19 protein-coding genes are annotated in these 20,923 nt (G+C 33.6%); 9 read left to right on the top strand and 10 right to left on the bottom strand.

From position 1 onward, the window contains the following. Positions 1-335: 335 nt before the first annotated feature. Positions 336-2,570: a catalase/peroxidase HPI gene (gene katG, locus QLS71_RS17175; protein ID WP_308992015.1), complete on the top strand. Its 2,235-nt coding sequence runs from the start codon at positions 336-338 to the stop codon at positions 2,568-2,570. A gap of 77 nt (positions 2,571-2,647) precedes the next feature. On the opposite strand, the gene QLS71_RS17170 is transcribed toward katG, so the two are convergent. The 4 genes from QLS71_RS17170 to nhaC form a co-directional block, all read right to left on the bottom strand. After that, on the bottom strand, positions 2,648-2,905 hold the full coding sequence (locus QLS71_RS17170) for a hypothetical protein (protein ID WP_308992014.1): 258 nt from the start codon (positions 2,903-2,905) through the stop codon (positions 2,648-2,650). Then, on the bottom strand, positions 2,886-3,200 hold the full coding sequence (locus tag QLS71_RS17165; protein WP_308992013.1) for a thioredoxin family protein: 315 nt from the start codon (positions 3,198-3,200) through the stop codon (positions 2,886-2,888). Before QLS71_RS17165 ends, QLS71_RS17170 begins: the two co-directional genes overlap by 20 nt. Before the next feature lie 6 nt (positions 3,201-3,206). After that, positions 3,207-3,851 (bottom strand): peroxiredoxin, encoded by a 645-nt coding sequence (locus QLS71_RS17160; protein WP_308992012.1) that lies wholly within the window; start codon positions 3,849-3,851, stop codon positions 3,207-3,209. Positions 3,852-4,063: 212 nt separating this feature from the next. After that, a complete protein-coding gene (gene nhaC / locus QLS71_RS17155; protein WP_308992011.1) occupies positions 4,064-5,533 on the bottom strand; it encodes a Na+/H+ antiporter NhaC in 1,470 nt (489 codons plus the stop codon). Positions 5,534-5,625: 92 nt separating this feature from the next. Here nhaC and QLS71_RS17150 point away from each other — a divergent pair, with 92 nt between their 5' ends. Continuing rightward, positions 5,626-6,648 (top strand): metal-dependent hydrolase, encoded by a 1,023-nt coding sequence (locus QLS71_RS17150; RefSeq protein ID WP_308992010.1) that lies wholly within the window; start codon positions 5,626-5,628, stop codon positions 6,646-6,648. Position 6,649: 1 nt separating this feature from the next. Here the strand turns inward: QLS71_RS17150 and QLS71_RS17145 are convergent, their stop codons facing one another. Next, on the bottom strand, positions 6,650-7,849 hold the full coding sequence (locus tag QLS71_RS17145; RefSeq protein WP_308992009.1) for an aminotransferase class I/II-fold pyridoxal phosphate-dependent enzyme: 1,200 nt from the start codon (positions 7,847-7,849) through the stop codon (positions 6,650-6,652). 158 nt (positions 7,850-8,007) lie between these two features. Between QLS71_RS17145 and QLS71_RS17140 the strand changes: the two genes are divergently transcribed. From QLS71_RS17140 to QLS71_RS17120, 5 genes are all read left to right on the top strand, one after another. After that, positions 8,008-8,466, top strand: a complete 459-nt coding sequence (locus tag QLS71_RS17140; RefSeq protein ID WP_308992008.1) for an Lrp/AsnC family transcriptional regulator — start codon at positions 8,008-8,010, stop codon at positions 8,464-8,466. Positions 8,467-8,821: 355 nt separating this feature from the next. Further along, positions 8,822-10,267, top strand: coding sequence for a tail fiber domain-containing protein (locus tag QLS71_RS17135; protein WP_308992007.1), 1,446 nt, complete (start codon positions 8,822-8,824; stop codon positions 10,265-10,267). Between the two features lie 314 nt (positions 10,268-10,581). Continuing rightward, positions 10,582-11,097 carry a hypothetical protein gene (locus QLS71_RS17130; protein ID WP_308992006.1) on the top strand — a complete coding sequence of 172 codons (516 nt, stop codon included), beginning with the start codon at positions 10,582-10,584 and terminating at the stop codon, positions 11,095-11,097. Between the two features lie 210 nt (positions 11,098-11,307). Then, the gene (locus tag QLS71_RS17125; protein ID WP_308992005.1) at positions 11,308-11,826 is read left to right on the top strand and encodes a hypothetical protein; all 519 of its coding nucleotides are present in this window, start codon (positions 11,308-11,310) and stop codon (positions 11,824-11,826) included. Next, positions 11,802-12,605, top strand: coding sequence for a histidine kinase (locus tag QLS71_RS17120; RefSeq protein ID WP_308992004.1), 804 nt, complete (start codon positions 11,802-11,804; stop codon positions 12,603-12,605). Before QLS71_RS17125 ends, QLS71_RS17120 begins: the two co-directional genes overlap by 25 nt. Here the strand turns inward: QLS71_RS17120 and QLS71_RS17115 are convergent. The 4 genes from QLS71_RS17115 to QLS71_RS17100 form a co-directional block, all read right to left on the bottom strand. Continuing rightward, positions 12,602-13,981, bottom strand: a complete 1,380-nt coding sequence (locus QLS71_RS17115; protein WP_308992003.1) for an aldehyde dehydrogenase — start codon at positions 13,979-13,981, stop codon at positions 12,602-12,604. The two genes, QLS71_RS17120 and QLS71_RS17115, sit on opposite strands and share 4 nt — an antisense overlap. A gap of 25 nt (positions 13,982-14,006) precedes the next feature. Further along, entirely contained in the window at positions 14,007-14,762 is a 756-nt protein-coding gene (locus tag QLS71_RS17110; protein WP_308992002.1) for an RluA family pseudouridine synthase, read from the bottom strand. Next, positions 14,749-15,567 (bottom strand): 3-methyl-2-oxobutanoate hydroxymethyltransferase, encoded by an 819-nt coding sequence (panB, locus tag QLS71_RS17105; protein ID WP_308992001.1) that lies wholly within the window; start codon positions 15,565-15,567, stop codon positions 14,749-14,751. Before panB ends, QLS71_RS17110 begins: the two co-directional genes overlap by 14 nt. A 147-nt stretch (positions 15,568-15,714) precedes the next feature. After that, complete coding sequence (locus QLS71_RS17100; RefSeq protein ID WP_308992000.1) at positions 15,715-17,139, bottom strand: L-serine ammonia-lyase; 1,425 nt, start codon at positions 17,137-17,139, stop codon at positions 15,715-15,717. Between the two features lie 317 nt (positions 17,140-17,456). Here QLS71_RS17100 and dnaK point away from each other — a divergent pair, with 317 nt between their 5' ends. Then, the gene (dnaK, locus tag QLS71_RS17095) at positions 17,457-19,358 is read left to right on the top strand and encodes a molecular chaperone DnaK (RefSeq protein ID WP_308991999.1); all 1,902 of its coding nucleotides are present in this window, start codon (positions 17,457-17,459) and stop codon (positions 19,356-19,358) included. Between the two features lie 248 nt (positions 19,359-19,606). Next, positions 19,607-20,554, top strand: coding sequence for a nitronate monooxygenase (locus QLS71_RS17090; protein WP_308991998.1), 948 nt, complete (start codon positions 19,607-19,609; stop codon positions 20,552-20,554). 2 nt (positions 20,555-20,556) lie between these two features. On the opposite strand, the gene QLS71_RS17085 is transcribed toward QLS71_RS17090, so the two are convergent. Beyond that, positions 20,557-20,916: a hypothetical protein gene (locus QLS71_RS17085; protein ID WP_308991997.1), complete on the bottom strand. Its 360-nt coding sequence runs from the start codon at positions 20,914-20,916 to the stop codon at positions 20,557-20,559. Positions 20,917-20,923 lie beyond the last annotated feature (7 nt).

Raw genomic sequence — 20,923 nt, 5'->3', positions numbered from 1 at the left:
TATACGTGTTATTTATAATAAAAACCATATGATAGGGGTTCAATTTTAAAAATATCATGAAATAGGTTCACCCGTATTAACAGGGTATATAAAGCGTATCACAAGCATATATACTAAAAGTTTACTCCGTATCATTTAATATATACAAAACATAAAGATTCTATATAATAAGCACTGGGTGTAAATTAATGAAAGACAATTGTTTTTTGTAATGACAGATGTCTATAAATAAACTTTATCAATTATAATATAATTTATATAGATAGAGTCCTGGGATTTTTGTGCTACTAATTCTTAACTTTATAGTATTCAGAAATACTTTAAAATCTTAAACCATGGAAAACAATAATCATTCAAACGGATCTCAAAGTGGAAACGCTTGGGAAGTAAATGAGTCAAGCGCAAAATGTCCATTTTTAAATGGTAATTTAAATCAAGCAGCAGGAGGTGGAACCACTAATAATGAGTGGTGGCCCAATCAATTAAAATTGAACATTCTTCGTCAAAATTCTTCACTGGTCGATCCTATGGGAAAAGATTTTAATTATGCTGAAGCATTCAAATCCCTTGATTTAGCTGCTGTAAAAAAGGATATTTACGAATTAATGACGAATAGTCAAGATTGGTGGCCAGCCGATTATGGACATTACGGTCCCTTTTTTATTAGAATGGCATGGCACAGTGCTGGTACCTATCGTATACACGATGGACGCGGTGGTGCAGGTTCGGGTTCGCAACGCTTTGCTCCTTTAAATAGTTGGCCCGATAATGCCAATTTGGATAAAGCACGTTTGTTATTATGGCCCATTAAAAAGAAATACGGAAAGAAATTATCTTGGGCAGATTTGTTGATACTAACAGGAAACTGTGCGCATGAATCTATGGGTTTAAAAATGTTTGGCTTTGCTGGCGGTCGAGAAGATATATGGCAGCCAGAAGAAGATATTTATTGGGGGTCTGAAACCGAATGGCTCGCTAATGAAGCTCGTTATGCTGAAAAGGAATTAGAAAATCCGTTAGGGGCTGCACATATGGGGTTGATTTATGTGAATCCTGAAGGCCATAATGCCAATCCAGATCCCGTAGAGTCTGCTCATTATATTAGAGAAACTTTTGGACGTATGGCTATGAACGATTATGAAACAGTAGCACTTATTGCTGGTGGCCATACGTTTGGTAAAACACACGGAGCGGCCGATCCTGAAAAATATGTGGCTGCGGAACCTGCTGCTGCTGGAATTGAAGAACAAGGTTTGGGGTGGAAAAATAGTTTTGGAACAGGTAAAGGTGCTGATACTATTACTAGTGGCATTGAAGGAGCGTGGACCAATACACCAACGAAATGGAGCCATACTTTTTTTGAAAATTTATTTGAGTATGAGTGGGAATTAACTAAAAGTCCTGCAGGAGCCCACCAATGGAAACCAAAAAATAATGCTGGAGCTGATACAGTACCTGACGCACATGATCCTCAAAAAAAACATGCTCCTTTTATGTTAACAACCGATCTTTCTTTAAAAATGGATCCTATATATGAGAAAATATCTAGACACTTTTTAGAGAACCCAGAAGAGTTTGCTGATGCTTATTCACGGGCTTGGTTTAAATTAACGCATCGTGATATGGGGCCTATATCGCGATATTTAGGTCCAGAAGTCCCAAAAGAAGTACTTATTTGGCAAGACCCTGTTCCTACGGTAGATTATGAAATCATTAACGCAAATGATATAGCCGATTTAAAAACAGCTATTTTGGCATCCAGTTTAACTATTTCTGAATTAGTTTCTACAGCTTGGGCATCTGCTTCTACTTTTAGAGGTTCAGACAAACGCGGTGGTGCCAATGGTGCACGCATTAGATTAGCTCCTCAAAATAACTGGGAAGTTAATAATCCTACTCAACTCGCAAAGGTGTTAGAAACACTTATGAATATTCAACAAAATTTTGGTAAAAAAGTGTCTATGGCCGATTTGATTGTATTAGGTGGATGCGCAGCTGTTGAAAAATCGGCTAACGATGCTGGTCATCATACAACAGTTCCTTTTACACCAGGAAGAACAGATGCTACTGAAGCACAAACCGATGCGGAAGCTTTTGATGCTTTAGAACCAAAAGCGGATGGTTTTCGTAATTATTATAAAGCAACAAACCATGCTTCGGCGGAAGAAATGCTTGTTGACAGAGCCCAATTATTAACACTAACAGCACCAGAAATGACGGTGCTGATAGGTGGTTTAAGGGTTTTAAATACCAATTTTGATGGATCAAAACATGGCGTATTTACAAAACAATCAGGAATACTTACTAACGACTTTTTTGTGAACTTACTTGATATGACAACCACATGGAAAGCGACCACCGACTCTCAAAATGTTTTTGCAGGAAGTGAAAGGAAATCGGGTGAGATTAAGTGGACAGGAACACGTGCCGATTTAATTTTTGGTTCGAATTCAGAGTTACGTGCCATTGCAGAAGTTTATGCTTGTGAAGATTCAAAAGAAAAATTTGTAAATGATTTTGTCGCTGCATGGAACAAAGTGATGAATCTAGATCGTTTTGATTTAAATTAATTAAATTTATTTAAACATAAAAAAGCCACTTTTCTTAATTGAAAAGTGGCTTTTTAAATAGGTTTAAATAAATTAGATTATTTATCTATAGAACCTAAAACGCGACTCATAAAATTGTTTAGAGCTTCTTTTTTAGGTGTACCGTCTTTAATCATTTTATTAACTTCAACAGCGCCATACATGTTGGAAATAAGTTCTCCAATAACATCTAATTCTTCATCTTTTAAAGATGGTACTTCCGTTAATGCTTCTAAAGTTTCAATAGTTTCGATGATGAAATCTTCATCATTGTCTTCAATAAACTGTGTTAAATGCTTAATTACTGGTAACTTCATCAACTAATTCTTTTAAAACTTCGAATTTATTTGTTTGAACCTGATTTACAAAAGTTCCGTTTTTAAATGTTGCAAACGTAGGTAAGTTATCTACTGTTGCCAATTTTCTAGATTCCGGAAACTTTTCAGCATCAGCCATAACAAAGGCTATATTTTCGTTTTCTGTTGCTAACTTCTTGAATTTTGGCTTCATAATACGACAATTACCACACCAGCTAGCAGAGTACTGCACAATTACGGTATCGTTACTGGATATTAATTCTGTTAAATTATCTTGTTCTAATTCTTTAACCATCTTAGATTAGTTTGAAAGTGCTTTAAGGTATTCAGCTGTTCCTTTAGCATTTGCTTGCATTGCTTGTTTGCCTTCTTCCCAATTTGCAGGACATACTTCACCTTTTTCTTGAACGTGTGTTAACGCATCAATTAAACGTAAGTACTCGTTCACATTTCTTCCTAATGGCATGTTGTTGATACTTTCGTGTTGTACAGTTCCTTCTTCATCTATAATGTAAGTGGCTCTGTAGGTTACATTATCACCATCAACGGTTACAACTCCAGTTTCTTCATTATACTGTTCGTTTGTAATGTCTAAGATACCTAAAGTAGATGCTAAATTTCTATTAGAGTCCGCTAATAATGGATAGGTTACGCCTTCAATACCTCCGTTATCTTTAGCTGCGCTTAACCATGCAAAGTGAACTTCAGCGGTATCGCAAGAGGCTCCAATAACTAAGGTGTTTCTTTTTTCAAATTCGCTTAAAGCTGCTTGAAATGCGTGTAATTCTGTTGGACAAACAAAAGTGAAATCTTTTGGATACCAAAATAAAACTACTTTTTTCTTATTGTTAACTGCTTCTTCAAAAACGTTTACTTTAAAAGTATCGCCCATATCGTTCATTGCGTTAACGCTTAAATTAGGGAATTTTTTTCCTACAAATGCCATATTGAAATTTTTAATAATTAATAATTTATTTTGATGCAAACATAATACTACTTATTAAAGTTTTAATAGTTTATCAATTAGTAAAACTTATAGAGGAATAGCTATTAGAAATGGATTTTAAATTAAAGGGATATTTTTATTAAATTGATAAAATAGCTTGTTATATATTGTTAACTTCACAACGAATTGGTATATATAATATATATAGTAAGTTATTTTTTTGACACTTCTTTTATTTTTATACTAAGGGCAGCAAATAGAAGTGTCATAAACGGACTCAACCAGTTAAATATGGCATAACCGGCGTAATGAAGTGTATCGACTCCTAATACGCCACTTTGGTAAGCACCACAAGTATTCCAAGGAATTAAAACAGAAGTAACGGTGCCTGAATCTTCTAAAGTTCTACTTAAGTTTTCAGGTGCTAATCCACGATCTTGATAGGCTTGTTTAAACATTTTACCAGGAATCACAATCGCTAAATACTGATCGGAAGCAATAGCATTTAACCCTAAACAGCTAATAACAGTGCTTGCAAAGAGTCCGAAAATAGTATGAGCAAGCTTTAATAGTTCTTTGGTAACTCGGGCTAAAGCACCAATGGCATCCATAATACCCCCAAAAATCATGGCACAGGTTATAAGTAAGATGGTCCATATCATACCTTGCATACCTCCAGCAGAAAAAAGGTCGTTTAATTTTTCGTTTTCGGTAGTAATTTGTGTTTCTGTAAATATAGAGCTAGTTATTGCTCCAAATTTAGATTCGGATAAATTTGCTAAAACGTCAGATTGAAAGATAAATGCAAAAACAGCTGCCAATAAAACACCGGTACTTAGGGCAATTAAGGGCTTCGTTTTTAAAAGAATTAATGCGATAACAACAACTGGCACCATAAATAGCCATGGTGTTATGGTAAAAGTTGTGTAGATAGTGGTTAGTAAGTCGCTTAAATCGGCGTTTCCTGAGGTTTCAATATTCATACTAATGATGCTGAAAAAAATAAGTGTTATAATAAGTGTAGGTACTGTTGTAAGTGTCATGTACCGAATGTGTGTAAACAAATCGGTACCAGCCATGGCAGGTGCTAGGTTAGTTGTGTCGCTTAGTGGAGACATTTTATCTCCAAAATAAGCACCTGAAATTACTGCTCCAGCGATCATACCTGTATTAATTCCTAAAGCGGTTCCAATACCAATTAATGCAATACCAACGGTTGCCGAGGTAGTCCAAGAACTCCCCGTAGCTATGGATATTACAGCACAAATAATAACAGAAGCTGGTAAAAATATAGATGGATTCAATACTTGCAGCCCATAATAAACCATGGCAGGGATAACGCCGCTTATTAACCAAGTTCCAGCTAACGCACCCACTAAAAATAAAATCATGATGGGAGTGGAAACACTTTTTAAGTTTTCCCATATCTCTTTAAGCATACGTTTAATAGCAACTTTATTAAAAAAACCAACAATAGCCGCCACTAATCCACCAAGTAACAATATAATTTGGTTGGTGTAGGTACCAAACCATTGTTGACCTTCTACAAAAAAGATGTTATATGCCAACATGCCCATTAAAATAACAACTGGAATTAACGCTTCCCAAATAGTAAGCTCATTGTTTTCAATAATATTTTGGTTTTCAATTTTTATTTTGGAAATATTGATGTCGTCTTGCATTGTGTAGAATTAGTTTTGTAATGTTACGATTTTAGAAGAATCTATGCAAATGGATTTAATGTGTACTTTTGTTTTTTCAATTTATAAAATTAATGGATTCATTAACCCAAATTGTTCTTGGTGCTGCTTGTGGTGAAGCTGTATTAGGAAAAAAAATAGGTAATAAAGCCTTGTTGTTTGGTGGCATAGGAGGTACTATACCAGACTTAGATGTTTATATTGGAAATATCATATACAATCATGAAATTGATGCAATGCTTTTTCACAGAGGCTTTATGCATTCTATTTTATTTTCGATTTTAGCAGCTTTCATTTTAGGTTGGGCGGTTTTTAAATTATATAATTCGGGAAAACGAATAGGAACCACCACATTAAAAAGTTGGATATTGTTGTTTTTTTGGTCGCTATTTACACATCCTATTTTAGATTGTTTTACTCCATACGGAACACAGCTTTTTGCACCATTTAGTAATTATAGAGTCGCATTTAATAACATAGCAGTAGTAGACCCTCTTTATACATTACCATTTCTAGTTTGTATGATCGTTTTAATGTTTTTTAATAGAACGAATAATAGAAGACGATTTTGGTTGAAGTTAGGTTTGGGGATGAGTTCTGTTTATATGATTTTAACCATTATAAATAAGTTATATGTTGATACTATTTTCAGAAAGTCAATTACAGAAAGTAATTTAAAAATTTATCGATTTAGTACGCAAGCATCCATTTTTAATAATATTTTATGGTATGGTATTGCAGAATCGGACATCTCTTATTATGTGTCATATTACTCATTATTAGATAGTAAGAACAAATTTTTAAATTTTGTTGAATTGCCAAAACAACGTGATTTAAAACCCGAAGATTTTAATGATATTAAAAATTTGGCATGGTTTAGTAATCAATACTATAGCATTTATAAAATAGGGGACAACCAATATCAATATAACGATTTGCGTTATCCTTTATTAGATGAAAAAAAACCTAATTCTTCTGTATTTAGCATGCTACTTTTTAAAGAAAATCAACGACTAAACATGAAGCCATTCCAACCTAAAACCGAAGATTTTAATAAAGCAATGGTTGATATTTGGTTAAGATTAAAAGGAATTTAATTTATAGTATACTAAGTTCTTTCATACAAGCGTTCATCATACTGTAAGTACGTTCAATATCATCATCTAATCCAATAGAAAAACGAATTAATCCATCACTTAAACCCATGGCTTTTTGTTCGTCTAAAGGTATTTCAGAGGATGTAGAAGTTCCAGGAGCACTGAACAGTGTTTTGTAAAAACCTAAACTAACAGCAAGATAACCTAAATTGCGGTTTTGCATAAGTTCCATCAATTCATTAGCTTTTTCTATAGAACCTACATCAATAGTTAGCATACCACCAAAACCATATTGAGTATTCATCATACTTTTAAATAGTTCATGTGAAGGATGCGATTTAAGTCCAGGATAGACTGTTTTTAAACCATCAGCTTCAAATTTTTCAGCTAAAAACAATCCGTTTTTACTGTGTTGTTGCATTCTTATATGAAGTGTACGCAGATTTTTTAAAACTGAGGCAGCTCTTAAACTATCCATAGTAGAGCCTAATAACATAGAGGCTCCATTATTTACATTTCGTAAATCATTAATAAATTCTTGTGTACCACAAACCACACCTCCCACAGTATCACTAGAACCGTTAATGAATTTTGTTAAACTGTGAATCACTACATCGGCACCCAATTTGACTGGCGATATAGATAGTGGGGAAAACGTATTATCAACTATTAATTTTAATTGGTGTTTTTTTGCTATAGCAGCTAAACCTTTAATATCTGCAACTTCTAAAAGTGGGTTACTAACCGATTCACAATATAATACCTTCGTGTTTTTTGTAATAGCGGCTTCAACAATTTCTAAATTTGTAATATCTACAAAAGATGTTTTAATATTAAATCGTGGTGTAAAATTTTTTAAGAATGCATAAGTACCACCATATATAGTTCTACTAGAAACAATATGATCTCCTGCACCACATAATTGTAGTAATGCTGGAGTTATCGCCCCCATCCCAGATGCTGAAACATTAGCAGTTTCTGTACCTTCCATAGCTGCTAAAGCTTCACCTAAATATAAATTAGAAGGCGAGGAGTGGCGTGAGTATAAATAACATCCATCGGCATTACCTTCAAACGTATCAAACATGGTTTTTGCTGATAAAAAAGTGTAGGTTGAAGAATCTGAAATGGAAGGATTTACGCCTCCGAATTCTCCAAAATATTGTAAATCTTGAATGTTATTTGCGGGTTTAAAAGCCATGAATTTCATTTTATATTTATAACAAAAATCATTTAATTTAGTTTTAAAAACAAGGTAGAATCTATTTTATAGAAAATAAAACTAATATAATTACTTATAACCGTTATATTTACTATAAATTAGAAGATAGCACCTATTTTCATGAAAAATTTTCAATTATGCAATTTGATTTTATTGATAAAAAACTGATAACATTATTACAACAGGACAGTAAAAAAACGAATAAAGAACTTTCTAATACCTTAAATCTATCAGTAACTGCTGTATATGAACGGATAAAAAAACTTGAAAAACAAGGTATTATTGATAAGTATGTTGCATTGATTAAAAAGGAAAAGGTAAATAAATCATTTGTAGCATTTTGCCACATAAAACTTACGCAACATACTCAAAATTATGTAGTCAAGTTTGAAAAGGAAGTGGCTAATTTAGAAGAAGTTTTAGAATGCTATCACATAAGTGGTGATTATGATTATTTATTGAAGGTTTTAGTAAAAGACATGGCAGCTTTTAGAGAGTTTATGGTAAATAAACTAACAAGTATTAACCATATTGGTAGTACGCACAGTATGTTTATGATTAACGAGGTGAAACACACAACGGCAATAAGTGTATAATAACGCATCTTATACTTTTGTACATTACTTAAATAATGATTTTTATGATAATAAGAAAAGTATCTTAAATAAATATGGTGAAAAGCTATACATCATACTACTTACCGAAGCTTAATGGATTGAATTTAAGTTTTTTGAATCTAAAATAGATGATTTAAAAGGGGATTGGTTATATTCTGGAATAATATCAAAAGTCATTTCTGCCACTTTTTTCCTTTCATCGGTTTTTTTTACATGAATTTTCCTATATTTATGTGTTTAATGTGTTTTTAATCTGTTTTTTTTACTTTTTGAAGTGTTTTCACACGAAATTTAATATATTTATCGAGCTATTATTAATGAAAAAACACTATATATGAAAAAAACACTACTTTTCGCACTTTTATGTACATATGGTATTAATGCTCAGGTAGGTATAGGAACAACAACCCCTAAGGCTTCTTCTGTCTTAGATATTACTAGCACAAACAAAGGTGTATTAGTTCCAAGAATTAGTTTATCGTCTACATCAGATAATACAACAATAGCATCACCTACCACTAGTTTATTAATTTATAACAATGCTACTGTTTTAGATGTAACACCTGGTTATTATTACTGGGGTGGTTCAAAATGGTTGCGATTAATAACAGAAAGTAAAGATGCTTGGAACATTTTAGGTAATTCTGGTACCAACTCAGCAGTGAATTTTATTGGCACTACAGATAATCAGGATTTGGTTTTTAAACGTAATAACGTGTTAGCAGGTAAGATAACTAATTCAAATACATCCTTTGGTATTTCAACTTTGAGTTCAAATACTTCTGGATATAGCAACACAGCAATAGGGAGCACTTCTCTTTCAGCTAACACATCGGGTTATAGCAATACTGCTATAGGAGGTTCTTCCCTTTCATCTAATACAGTTGGGCGTGGTAATACAGCAGTAGGAAACCATTCTCTTAATGCGAATGAAACCGGAATACTTAATACTGCTATTGGAGAATACTCATTATTGCTTAATACATCAGGGGGTAGAAATACTGCAGTAGGAAAATCTTCTCTACATAATAATTCAATTGGAGCTGACAATACAGCAATAGGATATCAATCTCTACAAGGGAATACAACAGGGGGGTTCAACACAGCAATGGGTGAAAACTCGCTTCAACTCAATACAACTGGAACTCATAATACCGCAGTAGGAACTGAGGCACTTAGTGCAAATACAACCGGAACTCACAATACGGCAATTGGTTACTTATCACTTAAGTCAAATACAACAGGGCAACAAAATATAGCAATCGGCTACAATGCTTCAAGTACTACAACTGGACATAATAATATAGTTATTGGATCTTGGGCTCAAGTACCAACGGCTACTGCAAGTAATCAAGTGCGTATTGGTAACGAATATATTTTTTACGCAGGAGTCCAAGTTGCATGGTCTGTCACATCAGATGCAAGATTGAAAAACACGATTGAAAATTCTAATTTAGGTTTAGATTTCATAAACAAATTACGCCCAGTGTCTTATTACCGAAATAATAATGAAACTGATAAACTCGAATATGGCTTTATTGCTCAAGAGTTGAGAGAGGCCTTAAAAAATAGCGGCATAAAAAATAGTAGCATTATAACAGTAGATGATGAAGGAATGCTAAGTGTTAGGTATAATGATTTAATGTCTCCAATGGTTAAAGCTATTCAAGAACAAACCGAAGAAATTAAAGTCTTAAAATCGGAAAACGAAGCTTTAAAGTTGAAGCAGCTAGCCATTGAAAAAGAGTTAGAAGAAATTAAAAAGTTATTATTAAAATAAAGATTAGTTTCTATAAATCAGCGTACCTCTATAAAATACTAGTATTTTATAGAGGTACGCTGATTACTTGACTCCCCTACTTTTCTTTTTGCATGCAAGTGTTCATTTTCTTTGGGATTTCAGAAGCCCAACAAGTGTTTTTAAAATATAGAACTTTTTGTGTTGGAATCTATTAATGGTTATTGGTTATTTACAGTAGGTGTGGGTTTGCAACATAATTTATCGATGAATTTTCATTTCAGAAAACTTAATCTTACATACATTAAATATTTTTACTATTTTTAAGCAGCTATTAATCACGTAAAATTAAAAACATGAAAAAACTAATGTACATTATTTTGGGATTTATTATTGGAGCTGGGTTAACTTATTATTTTTGCCCGCGCTTCGTGAACCAAGAAACTATTGAAATTGATAGGCCAACAGGAGTCATTACAATTTTAGAAGCTGAAAAACTAAGTGCTAATTGGGCTCATAACAATGATACTGAGATTGATTCACTTATTGATGTGGAAGGACCAAGAAAAGCTATGCGTTCTGTTATGTGGACTTTAAAAGATGTTGAAGACTATTTGTATTATGCAAAACATCAATCGGATAGTGTAGGTTATACTATGACGGGAGTTCGTATTTATTTAGGTAATTATGGTAAAAGTTCAATACCAAGTAAGAGAAACCGAAATACCATGTTTATTGTGCCAACAGGTCATGAAAAAACATCTGAAGCTAGTAATGTTCCAAGTTTACTTGGTGCTGGTAATAAACATGAAAATATCCCTGTAGATCCTTTAAATGAAGGTACTGGAGGTAACGATGGGTATCCTCATTAATTTCTAGTGGAAGACTTTTTATTAAAAAATTATTTTTTAATAACACACTTGGTTGAGGTGCTTGCAGCCTTAACTGGTGTGTTTTTTTTTAGGAAATATAAAAATAGTACTGCTAAATATTTTATTTATTTTTTGATTTATTTAACTCTTTGTGAGTTAATAGGAAGATACACAACTTATGTTCGCAAAGACAGGTTTCTGAATTTTTTAATGGGAACTAAAATAGAAACAAATCATTGGTGGACCACTATGTTTTGGAAGATAGGAGCTATTATGTTCTTTTCTTTCTATTATGTGAAAGTTTTAAAAACCAAAATTTTTAAAGATATTATTAAGTTTGGAAGTTATGCTTTTTTAGCTGTTTCTATATTTTATATTGTTTTTAATTGGAATAGGTTTTTTCACACGTTTTTTACAGTAATTAGCATTTTAGGAGCTTTGGTCATTTTTTTATGTACGGTATTATACTTTTTAGAAACCTTACAAAGTGATAGAATTCTAACATTTTATAAATCTATAAATTTTTATATTAGTGCAGCAATTTTTATTTGGTGGTTAATTATTACACCAATAGTTTTTTATGATGTCTATTTCGTATACGAATCAGGAAATTCAAATAGAGACTGGACTTTTATTTTTTTAAGATGGCAAATCTATTTATTTGCTAATATATTCATGTACTCAATTTTTACATTTGCTTTAATATGGTGCAGACCACAGAACGATTAACTAGTACCGCTTCCGAGAGGTATTTGCTTATTTACATGATATCCGTGTTGGTTATTGTAACTACGTTAGTAATTATTTTTTTTGTAGTGTTTTTAAAACGTAAAAACAAATTACTCCTTGAGAGAGTAAAACAACAACAAGCTTTTGAAGCAGAAATTACTCAAGCACAGACTGAAACACAGGAGCAAACTTTAAAAAATATTGGTTGGGAATTACATGATAATATTGGTCAGTTACTCTCTTTTGCAAGTATGCAATTAAGTATTTTAAAAATGCAAGTAGCCGATGATGTTAAAGATAAATTTAAAGACACTTCCGATGCACTTAAAGAAAGTTTAGCAGAAGTACGCCAATTATCTAAAACCTTAAACAATGAAGTTGTTTTAAATATAGGTTTTGAAAAATCTATAACTAATGAATTGAATCGATTAAAAAAGATGAAATTCACGTCAGCAGAACTAAAGATGATAGGTGATAAAATTGAGTTCATCAACAGAAAACATGAGATTATAATATTTAGAATCCTTCAAGAATTTTTATCAAATTCCGTGAAATATTCCGAGGCAAAAAACTTAAATATTATTTTAGATTATCAACCAAAACAGCTGATTATTACTGCAACAGATGACGGTAAAGGGTTTGATATTAATACCGTTGAAAAAGGTTCGGGATTAATTAATATGAAAAGTAGAGCGGCACTTGTAAAAGCAAAGCTAGATTTAACATCACAACCAAATAAAGGTGTTAAATTAGTAATTAATTACCCTTTTGACATCTAAGAAAAGAAATTAAATAGTTTTTTTATAAACCCAAAGTTTTGTTTGTAAGGAGCATATCGTGTAGTTGGGTCTAGCCAAGTCCCTCGCTTTATAACAGATTTATCATGTGAAAAAGTATCAAATCCATGCTTGCCATGATAAACCCCCATACCACTAGTACCAACGCCTCCAAATGGTAGCCTATGGTTACTAAAATGAATTAAAACGTCATTCACTACGCCACCACCAAAACTATAGGTATTTAATATATGGTTTATAAAAGTTTTGTTACTCGAAAAAGTATACAACGCCAATGGTTTTTCAAAATTAGTAATGATGCTTTCTATATCTTTTTCAGTGTCATAAGTTAGAATGGGTAAAATGGGACCAAAAATTTCAGAACGCATTACTTCACTGTCTAATGCTGGTTCATCAATTAAAGTAGGAGCAACGTAGTTATCCGTTTCATCTATAGTTCCTCCAAAAATAACATGGTTGTCTTTTAACATTTTTGCTAAACACAGGGTGTTTTTAGTATTTATAATTCTTGGATAATCTATAGATTCTTTTGGATTTTCTCCATAAAATTGGGTTATCTCTTCTTTTAAAAGTTCGATAAATTCTTTTTTTATATGGCGTTTAATTATAACATAATCGGGTGCAATACATGTTTGCCCGGCATTAAAAAACTTACCCCAAACTAAACGTTTTGCTGTAAGTTTTAAGTTGGCGGTATCATCAATAATACAGGGCGATTTACCACCTAATTCTAAAGTAACAGGGGTCAAGTGTTTGGCTGCTGCTTCAGCTACTATTTTACCAACAGAGACACTTCCTGTAAAGAAAATATAACCCCATTTTTGACTTAGTAATTCTGTGGCTACATGTGCATCGCCTTGTACAGAGGTAATATAGTCTTCAGGAAAAACGGTTTTAATGATATCGGTTAATATTTGCGAGGTATGTTTGGTAAGTTCACTTGGTTTTAAAACTACTGTATTTCCTGCGGCAACGGCCATAATAAGTGGCTCTAGAGCTAATAAAAAAGGGTAATTCCATGGAGAAATAACCAACACGTTTCCGTAAGGCTCTTTATAGATATAATCTTTTGAAGGGAATGTTAAGATAGAGGATTTAACCTGTTGTGGTTTTGCCCATTTGTTTAGATTTTTAATCACCAAATTTAGTTGAGATATTACGAGACCAAACTCACTAATAAAGGTTTCAAACTCTGATTTTTTAAAGTCTTTATACAATGCTTCATAAATAGCATGTTCTTTTGAAAGAATTTCATTTTTTAAAGCGTTCAAATAAACCAATCTGCTTGTAACCGATTTTGTTTTTTGTGAGTTAAAAAATGTTTTTTGAGACGAAACAATGTTGCTAATGCTATCCAAAATGTTTTTTTATAAAGATATGAAATTAACCGTTGCAAGTATTCCAAATAGAATCATTAGGTAAAGGAGCAGTAATAGTTATAACCTCTAATTTTACAGGATGCGTGAAGGTAATGTGTCTGGCATGTAAATGGATGCTGGCATCACTGTTGCTTCTATTGAAACCGTACTTTAAATCGCCTTTTATGGGGCAACCAATATTTGATAATTGAGAACGTATTTGGTGGTGTCTACCCGTTTCTAAATTAATTTCAAGTAGAAAATAAAGGTCTAATTTCTTTAATATTTTATAATGAAGAATGGCTTTTTTACTATCTTTTACTTCTTTTGGGTAAGCAGTAGATTTGTTGTTTTTAGGATTTTTTTTCAGCCAATTAATTAAAGTGTCTTCAACTTTCGGTGGGTCATTTTTTACAATGGCCCAATAGGTTTTATCAATATCTTTTGAAACAAATAAAGCATTTAATCGGGGAAGCACTTTGCTTGTCTTTGCAAATATAACAAGACCTGTGGTAGGTCGGTCTAAACGATGTACAACTCCTAAATAGACATTTCCAGGTTTTTTGTATTTGTCTTTTATATAACTTTTAACAACCTCACTTAATGGTTTATCACCGGTTTTGTCCCCTTGCACAATATCGCCAGCTCGTTTGTTTACTACAATAATATGGTTGTCTTCAAATAAAACTTGAAGATTGTTTTTATTGGAAAGTATTTTTTCAACCACTAATTCACGAATATTATTTTTGCCTGATGCCTGATGCCTATTAATATTGTTCATTATCATTAGGGAAGTCCACTGCTTTTACATCTTCAACATATTGTGAAATAGCATTGGTCATGTCTTCATATAAATTCATATAACGACGTAAAAAGCGCGGATGAAATTCATGTGTCATGCCTAACATGTCGTGTAATACTAAAACTTGTCCATCAACACCATTTCCAGCACCAATACCAATAATAGGGATACTCACACTTTCAGCTACTTCTTGGGCTAGTTTTGCAGGTATTTTTTCAAGCACAATAGCAAAACAACCAATACGTTCAAGTAATTTGGCATCCTCAATCAAATCTGCAGCTTCTTGTTCTTCTTTAGCACGAACGGTGTAAGTGCCGAATTTATAAATAGACTGTGGTGTTAAACCTAAATGTCCCATAACAGGAATACCAGCATTCAAAATTCGTTTTATAGATTCTTTAATTTCTTTACCACCTTCTAATTTTACAGCATGCCCACCGCTTTCTTTCATAATTCTAATAGCAGAACGTAAGGCTTCTTTTGGATCACTTTGGTAACTTCCAAAAGGTAAATCTACCACTACCAAGGCACGATCTATAGCTCGAATTACCGAAGATGCATGATATATCATTTGATCTAAAGTAATAGGCAATGTGGTTTCATGGCCTGCCATTACATTACTTGCCGAATCGCCTACTAAAATAACATCTATACCCGCACCATCCACAATTTTAGCCATTGTGTAATCGTAGGCTGTTAGCATGGATATTTTTTCACCACGGGCTTTCATATCCACCAATGTTTTTACGGTGATACGCTTGTATTCTTTTTTAGCTACAGACATGTTATTTTTTTTGATAGGATGTAAAAGTAATAAATTAAGTAGATATGTTAGGTTTCAAAGTTTCATAGTTTCATAGTTACAAAGTTTCAAAGTTTCATGGTTACAAAGTTTCAAAGTTTTAAAGTTTCAAAGTTGTAACTAAAAAAATTAACAATCTGATAAATGAACGCCAACCGCTAAACCACCTTCAGAGGTTTCTTTGTATTTCGTATTCATGTCTTTGGCTGTTTCCCACATGGTGGCAACAACTTTATCTAAGGGTACTTTTACGTTTTTTGGGTCGGTGTCTAAAGCCATTTCAGCGGCATTAATTGCTTTAATAGCTCCCATGGCATTACGTTCTATACAGGGTATTTGAACCAAGCCACCAATGGGGTCGCAGGTTAAACCTAAATGGTGCTCCATAGCAATTTCGGCAGCTACTAAAACTTGTTCGGGTGTGCCACCCATAAGTTCACAAAGTGCTGCTGCAGCCATGGCTGAAGACACACCTATTTCTGCCTGACAACCACCCATTGCAGCACTTATGGTGGCGCCTTTTTTGAAGATGCTTCCAATTTCTCCAGCAACTAATAAAAATTGTTTGATATGCTTAAAATTGGCTTCATGGTTTTCGATAACCATATAATACATTAATACAGCGGGAATAACGCCAGCACTCCCATTAGTGGGTGCGGTAACTACACGACCTAAAGACGCATTGACCTCGTTAACAGATAATGCAAAACAGCTTACCCATTTTAATATTTGTCTAAATTTGACTTCTGTTTTCCGAATGGTTTTAAGCCATTCTTGCGGCGAGTTGTATGGTAAATCGCTTTTTAAGGTTTGGTAAGTGTCAAACGCACGGCGTCTCACATTTAAACCACCCGGTAAATTTCCTTCGGTATGGCAACCAATATAAATACACTCTAGCATGGTATTCCAAATACTTTGCAGTTGAAAATCGATAGTTTCTACGGATCTTATTGATTTTTCGTTTTCTAAAACCACTTCAGAAACTGATTTATTAAGTTGCGTACAGTATTTTAAAAGGTCCACACCTGTTTCCACGGGATATGGAAATGTACAATAGAAAATTATTTTATTGGCTTTTGAAATTTTTCGTTCTTCTTGAACGACGAACCCACCACCAATAGAGTAGTAGGTTGCTTTTAATTTTTTCCCTTTAATGGTAGCGGAAAATTGCATGCCATTAGAATGAAATGGTAAAAATTTTCTATTGAAAACAATATCGGTTTCTGGATTAAATGGTACTTCTTTTTCATTATTAAAACGAATGGTTTTGGTGTTTTTAATTTCGGAAATAACGGATGTGATGCTTTCAGTAGGTATGGTTTCAGGATTAGCACCGCTTAAACCCAACATGACGGCATAATCTGTGGCATGCCCTTTACCTGTTAAAGATAATGAGCCGTAGAGGTCTACTGAAATTTTTTCGACGTCAATAAATTTATTGGCTTCTTTTAGTTCTTTTATCCAACGTTCGGCAGCTCGCCAAGGACCTAAAGTGTGAGAACTAGAAGGACCCACACCTATTTTTAACATATCGAAAACAGAAATACATTCCATGTGCTAATGTGTGTTTTTACACAAATATAGAAAGACTTGATTGGGTATAAGCCTTAAATTATGTTAATAAATAATAATGCTGCGAACCGTTGCGCAAGGGATTGAACGGTTTGTTTGAGCTCCCCGACGTAGGAGGGAGCGAGTAGTGAAAGCCCGACCCGATAGGGGGGCGCCTGGAAAAAAGGATGATCGATGTTTTACCTGCGACTGAAAACTTTAAAATATGACACCTTGTCAGTTGCAACGTGTTGGCATAATCATTGACTTATACATACCGAATATAAAAATGAACATTCAACACAAATAAAAAATATATTATGAGTAAAATTATTGGAATCGATTTAGGAACAACCAACTCTTGCGTTTCTGTTATGGAGGGTAACGAACCTGTTGTTATCCCAAACGCAGAAGGTAAAAGAACAACGCCATCGGTTATTGCTTTTGTTGAAGGCGGCGAAATTAAAGTTGGTGACCCAGCAAAAAGACAAGCAGTAACGAACCCTACAAAAACCGTTTATTCAATTAAACGTTTTATGGGTAATAAATATTCTGAATCTAAAAAAGAAGCAGAACGCGTACCTTATAAGGTAGTAAAAGGCGATAATGATACCCCACGTGTGGATATTGATGGGCGTTTATACACTCCTCAAGAATTATCGGCTATGATTCTTCAAAAAATGAAGAAAACAGCTGAAGATTATTTAGGTACTACTGTTACAGAAGCGGTTATTACTGTACCTGCTTACTTTAATGATTCACAACGTCAAGCAACTAAAGAAGCTGGAGAAATTGCTGGTTTAAAAGTACGTCGTATAATCAACGAACCAACTGCAGCTGCATTGGCGTATGGTTTAGATAAAAAAGGAAAAGATCAAAAAATTGTGGTATTTGACTTCGGTGGAGGAACCCATGATGTATCGATCCTTGAACTAGGAGATGGTGTATTTGAAGTATTATCTACAGATGGAGATACACACTTAGGTGGAGATGATGTTGATCAAAAAATAATTGATTGGTTAGCAGATGAATTTAACGCTGAAGAAGGTTTGGATTTAAGAAAAGATCCAATGTCTTTACAACGTATTAAAGAAGCTGCTGAAAAAGCAAAAATTGAATTATCATCTTCTGCACAAACAGAAATCAATTTACCTTATGTTACAGCAACAGCTAGTGGACCAAAACACTTAGTGCGTACATTAACACGTTCTAAATTTGAACAGTTAATTGACGATTTAGTAAAACGTACCATCGCACCTTGTCAAACTGCTTTAAAAGCAGCGGGTTTAACAATTAAAGATATTGACGAAGTTATATTAGTAGGTGGTTCTACGCGTATTCCTGCAGTTCAATCGGCTGTAGAGAAATTCTTTGGAAAAGCGCCAAGTAAAGGTGTGAATCCTGATGAAGTAGTATCATTAGGAGCTGGAATTCAAGGAGGTGTATTATCTGGTGATGTTAAAGATGTATTGTTATTAGACGTAACGCCATTATCATTAGGTATTGAAACGATGGGTAATGTAATGACGAAGCTTATTGAGGCAAATACAACGATTCCTACTAAGAAATCGCAAGTATTCTCAACAGCTGCCGATAATCAACCATCTGTAGAAATTCACGTGTTACAAGGAGAAAGAGCCATGGCACCTGATAACAAAACAATTGGTCGTTTTCACTTAGACGGTATTCCACCAGCAAGAAGAGGAACACCTCAAATTGAAGTAACTTTTGATATTGATGCCAACGGAATTATTCACGTCACTGCAGGTGATAAAGCTACAGGGAAAACACAAGATATTCGTATTGAAGCATCTTCTGGTTTAACTGAAGAAGAAATCAAGAAAATGAGAGCTGATGCAGAAGCAAATGCAGAGTCTGATGCAAAAGCAAAAGAAACGGCTGAAAAATTAAATGCTGCTGATGCAATGATTTTCCAAACTGAAAGTCAGTTAACTGAATTTGGTGATAAATTATCTGATGATAAAAAGAAACCAATTGAAGAAGCGCTTGCAGAGTTAAAAACAGCTTTTGAAACTAAAGATTTAGCGGTTATAGATCCAGCTTTAGAGAAAATAAACGAAGCTTGGAAAGTTGCTAGTGAAGAAATGTACAAAGCTCAAGCTGAACAAGGTGGAGCTCAACCAGGACCAGATGCTGCTGATCAAAACGGACAAGCAGAATCTAGTGATGTTGAAGATGTAGATTTTGAAGAAGTAAAATAGTTTCTTTTAAATTTTATATATACATAAAAACGCAACCAGAAATGGTTGCGTTTTTTTATTCACAAAGTTCTTTTTCTTGATTTTATATTTAATGAAATTTCTACGTTTATTTAGCTAAACTAATTGATAATTATTATAACTTTAGATTTAATTCTTGTTTGATTGCTGAAAATTAAAAGCACCCATTTTACAATTAATTTACTATGCATGCATAATATTTGTTATATTTGTTTAAATCTATTTTCAACATGTCAACAAAACTCACTCAACTTTTAAATATAAAACATCCCATTATAATGGCACCTATGTTCTTAGTTTCAAATACTTCTATGGTAATTGTGGCTATGAAAGAAGGAATAGCAGGTTGTATTCCAGCACTTAATTACCGAACTTTAGAAGAATTAAAAGCAGCTGCTCTTGAGTTGAAAAGAGCGAAAGTAACGGGAGGTTCGTTTGGTTTTAATCTTATCGTCAACAAGTCGAACTTGAAATACCAAGAACAATTACGTGTACTTTGTGAGGAAGGTTGTGATTTTATTATAACTTCTTTAGGAAGTCCAGAAGAAACTATTAAACAAGCACATCAAGTGGGTATTAAAGTATTTTGCGATGTGGTTGATCTTAAATTTGCTCAAAAAGTGGAGGCTTTAGGAGCCGATGCTATTATAGCAGTAAACAATCAAGCTGGTGGACATAGAGGAAACCTTTCACCAGAAGATCTTATTAAAGAGTTGGTTTCTAATTGCAATATTCCAGTTATTTCGGCTGGTGGCGTAGGATGTAAAGCCGATATGGATGCCATGTTAAGTTATGGAGCCGATGGCGTTTCAGTAGGGAGTCCATTTATAGCATCGGTGGAAGCTAACGTAACAGACGAATACAAACAAGCTTGTGTTGAATATGGAGCAGACGATATTGTAATGACCGAGCGTATTTCGGGTACACCATGCACCGTTATTAACACACCTTATGTTCAAAAAATAGGCACGAAGACTACTTGGATAGAATCGGTTTTAAATAAGCATAAAAAACTTAAAAAATGGGTGAAGATGATTCGTTTTTCAATAGGAATGAATGCTACCAAAAATGCTGCTACCAAAGCCACTTATAAAACAGTTTGGGTGGCAGGACCTAGCATTGAGCATACAAACGCGATTTTGCCTGTAAAAACTATTGTAAAAAGTTTAATTGAGTAATATTAATTTACCAACGCTATATTTTTTCGTTTTCTATTCCTTTTTCCAACAAATAAACTAAGAGTTACACTGGTTGTTAATGCTCCAACAGATGTAGCAGCGACATCAGCGGGATCAAAGTTATTAAAGGGTTTGGTACTATCATAAACTTCTTTAGCGATACCAGCTAAAACAGAGGTACTTAGGCTGTACCAAAATGCTTTCTTTTTGTTTTTAGTAATAGAATAAACTATAGCATAGGTAGTTGCTGATATTACGGCTCCAGCAAGTACATGCCATTCACCATCATTTGAAATAAATTGTGCATGACTCATACTCGAACTCATAAAAAACACAATTAAAAAAGTGGTTATAATTTTCATTAGACTT

It is taken from the genome of Mariniflexile litorale (genome assembly GCF_031128465.2).
Classification (GTDB): Bacteria; Bacteroidota; Bacteroidia; order Flavobacteriales; family Flavobacteriaceae; genus Mariniflexile; species Mariniflexile litorale.
The sequence above is the reverse complement of the archived record's forward strand: the minus strand, read 5'-3'. Positions and strand labels throughout refer to the sequence as shown.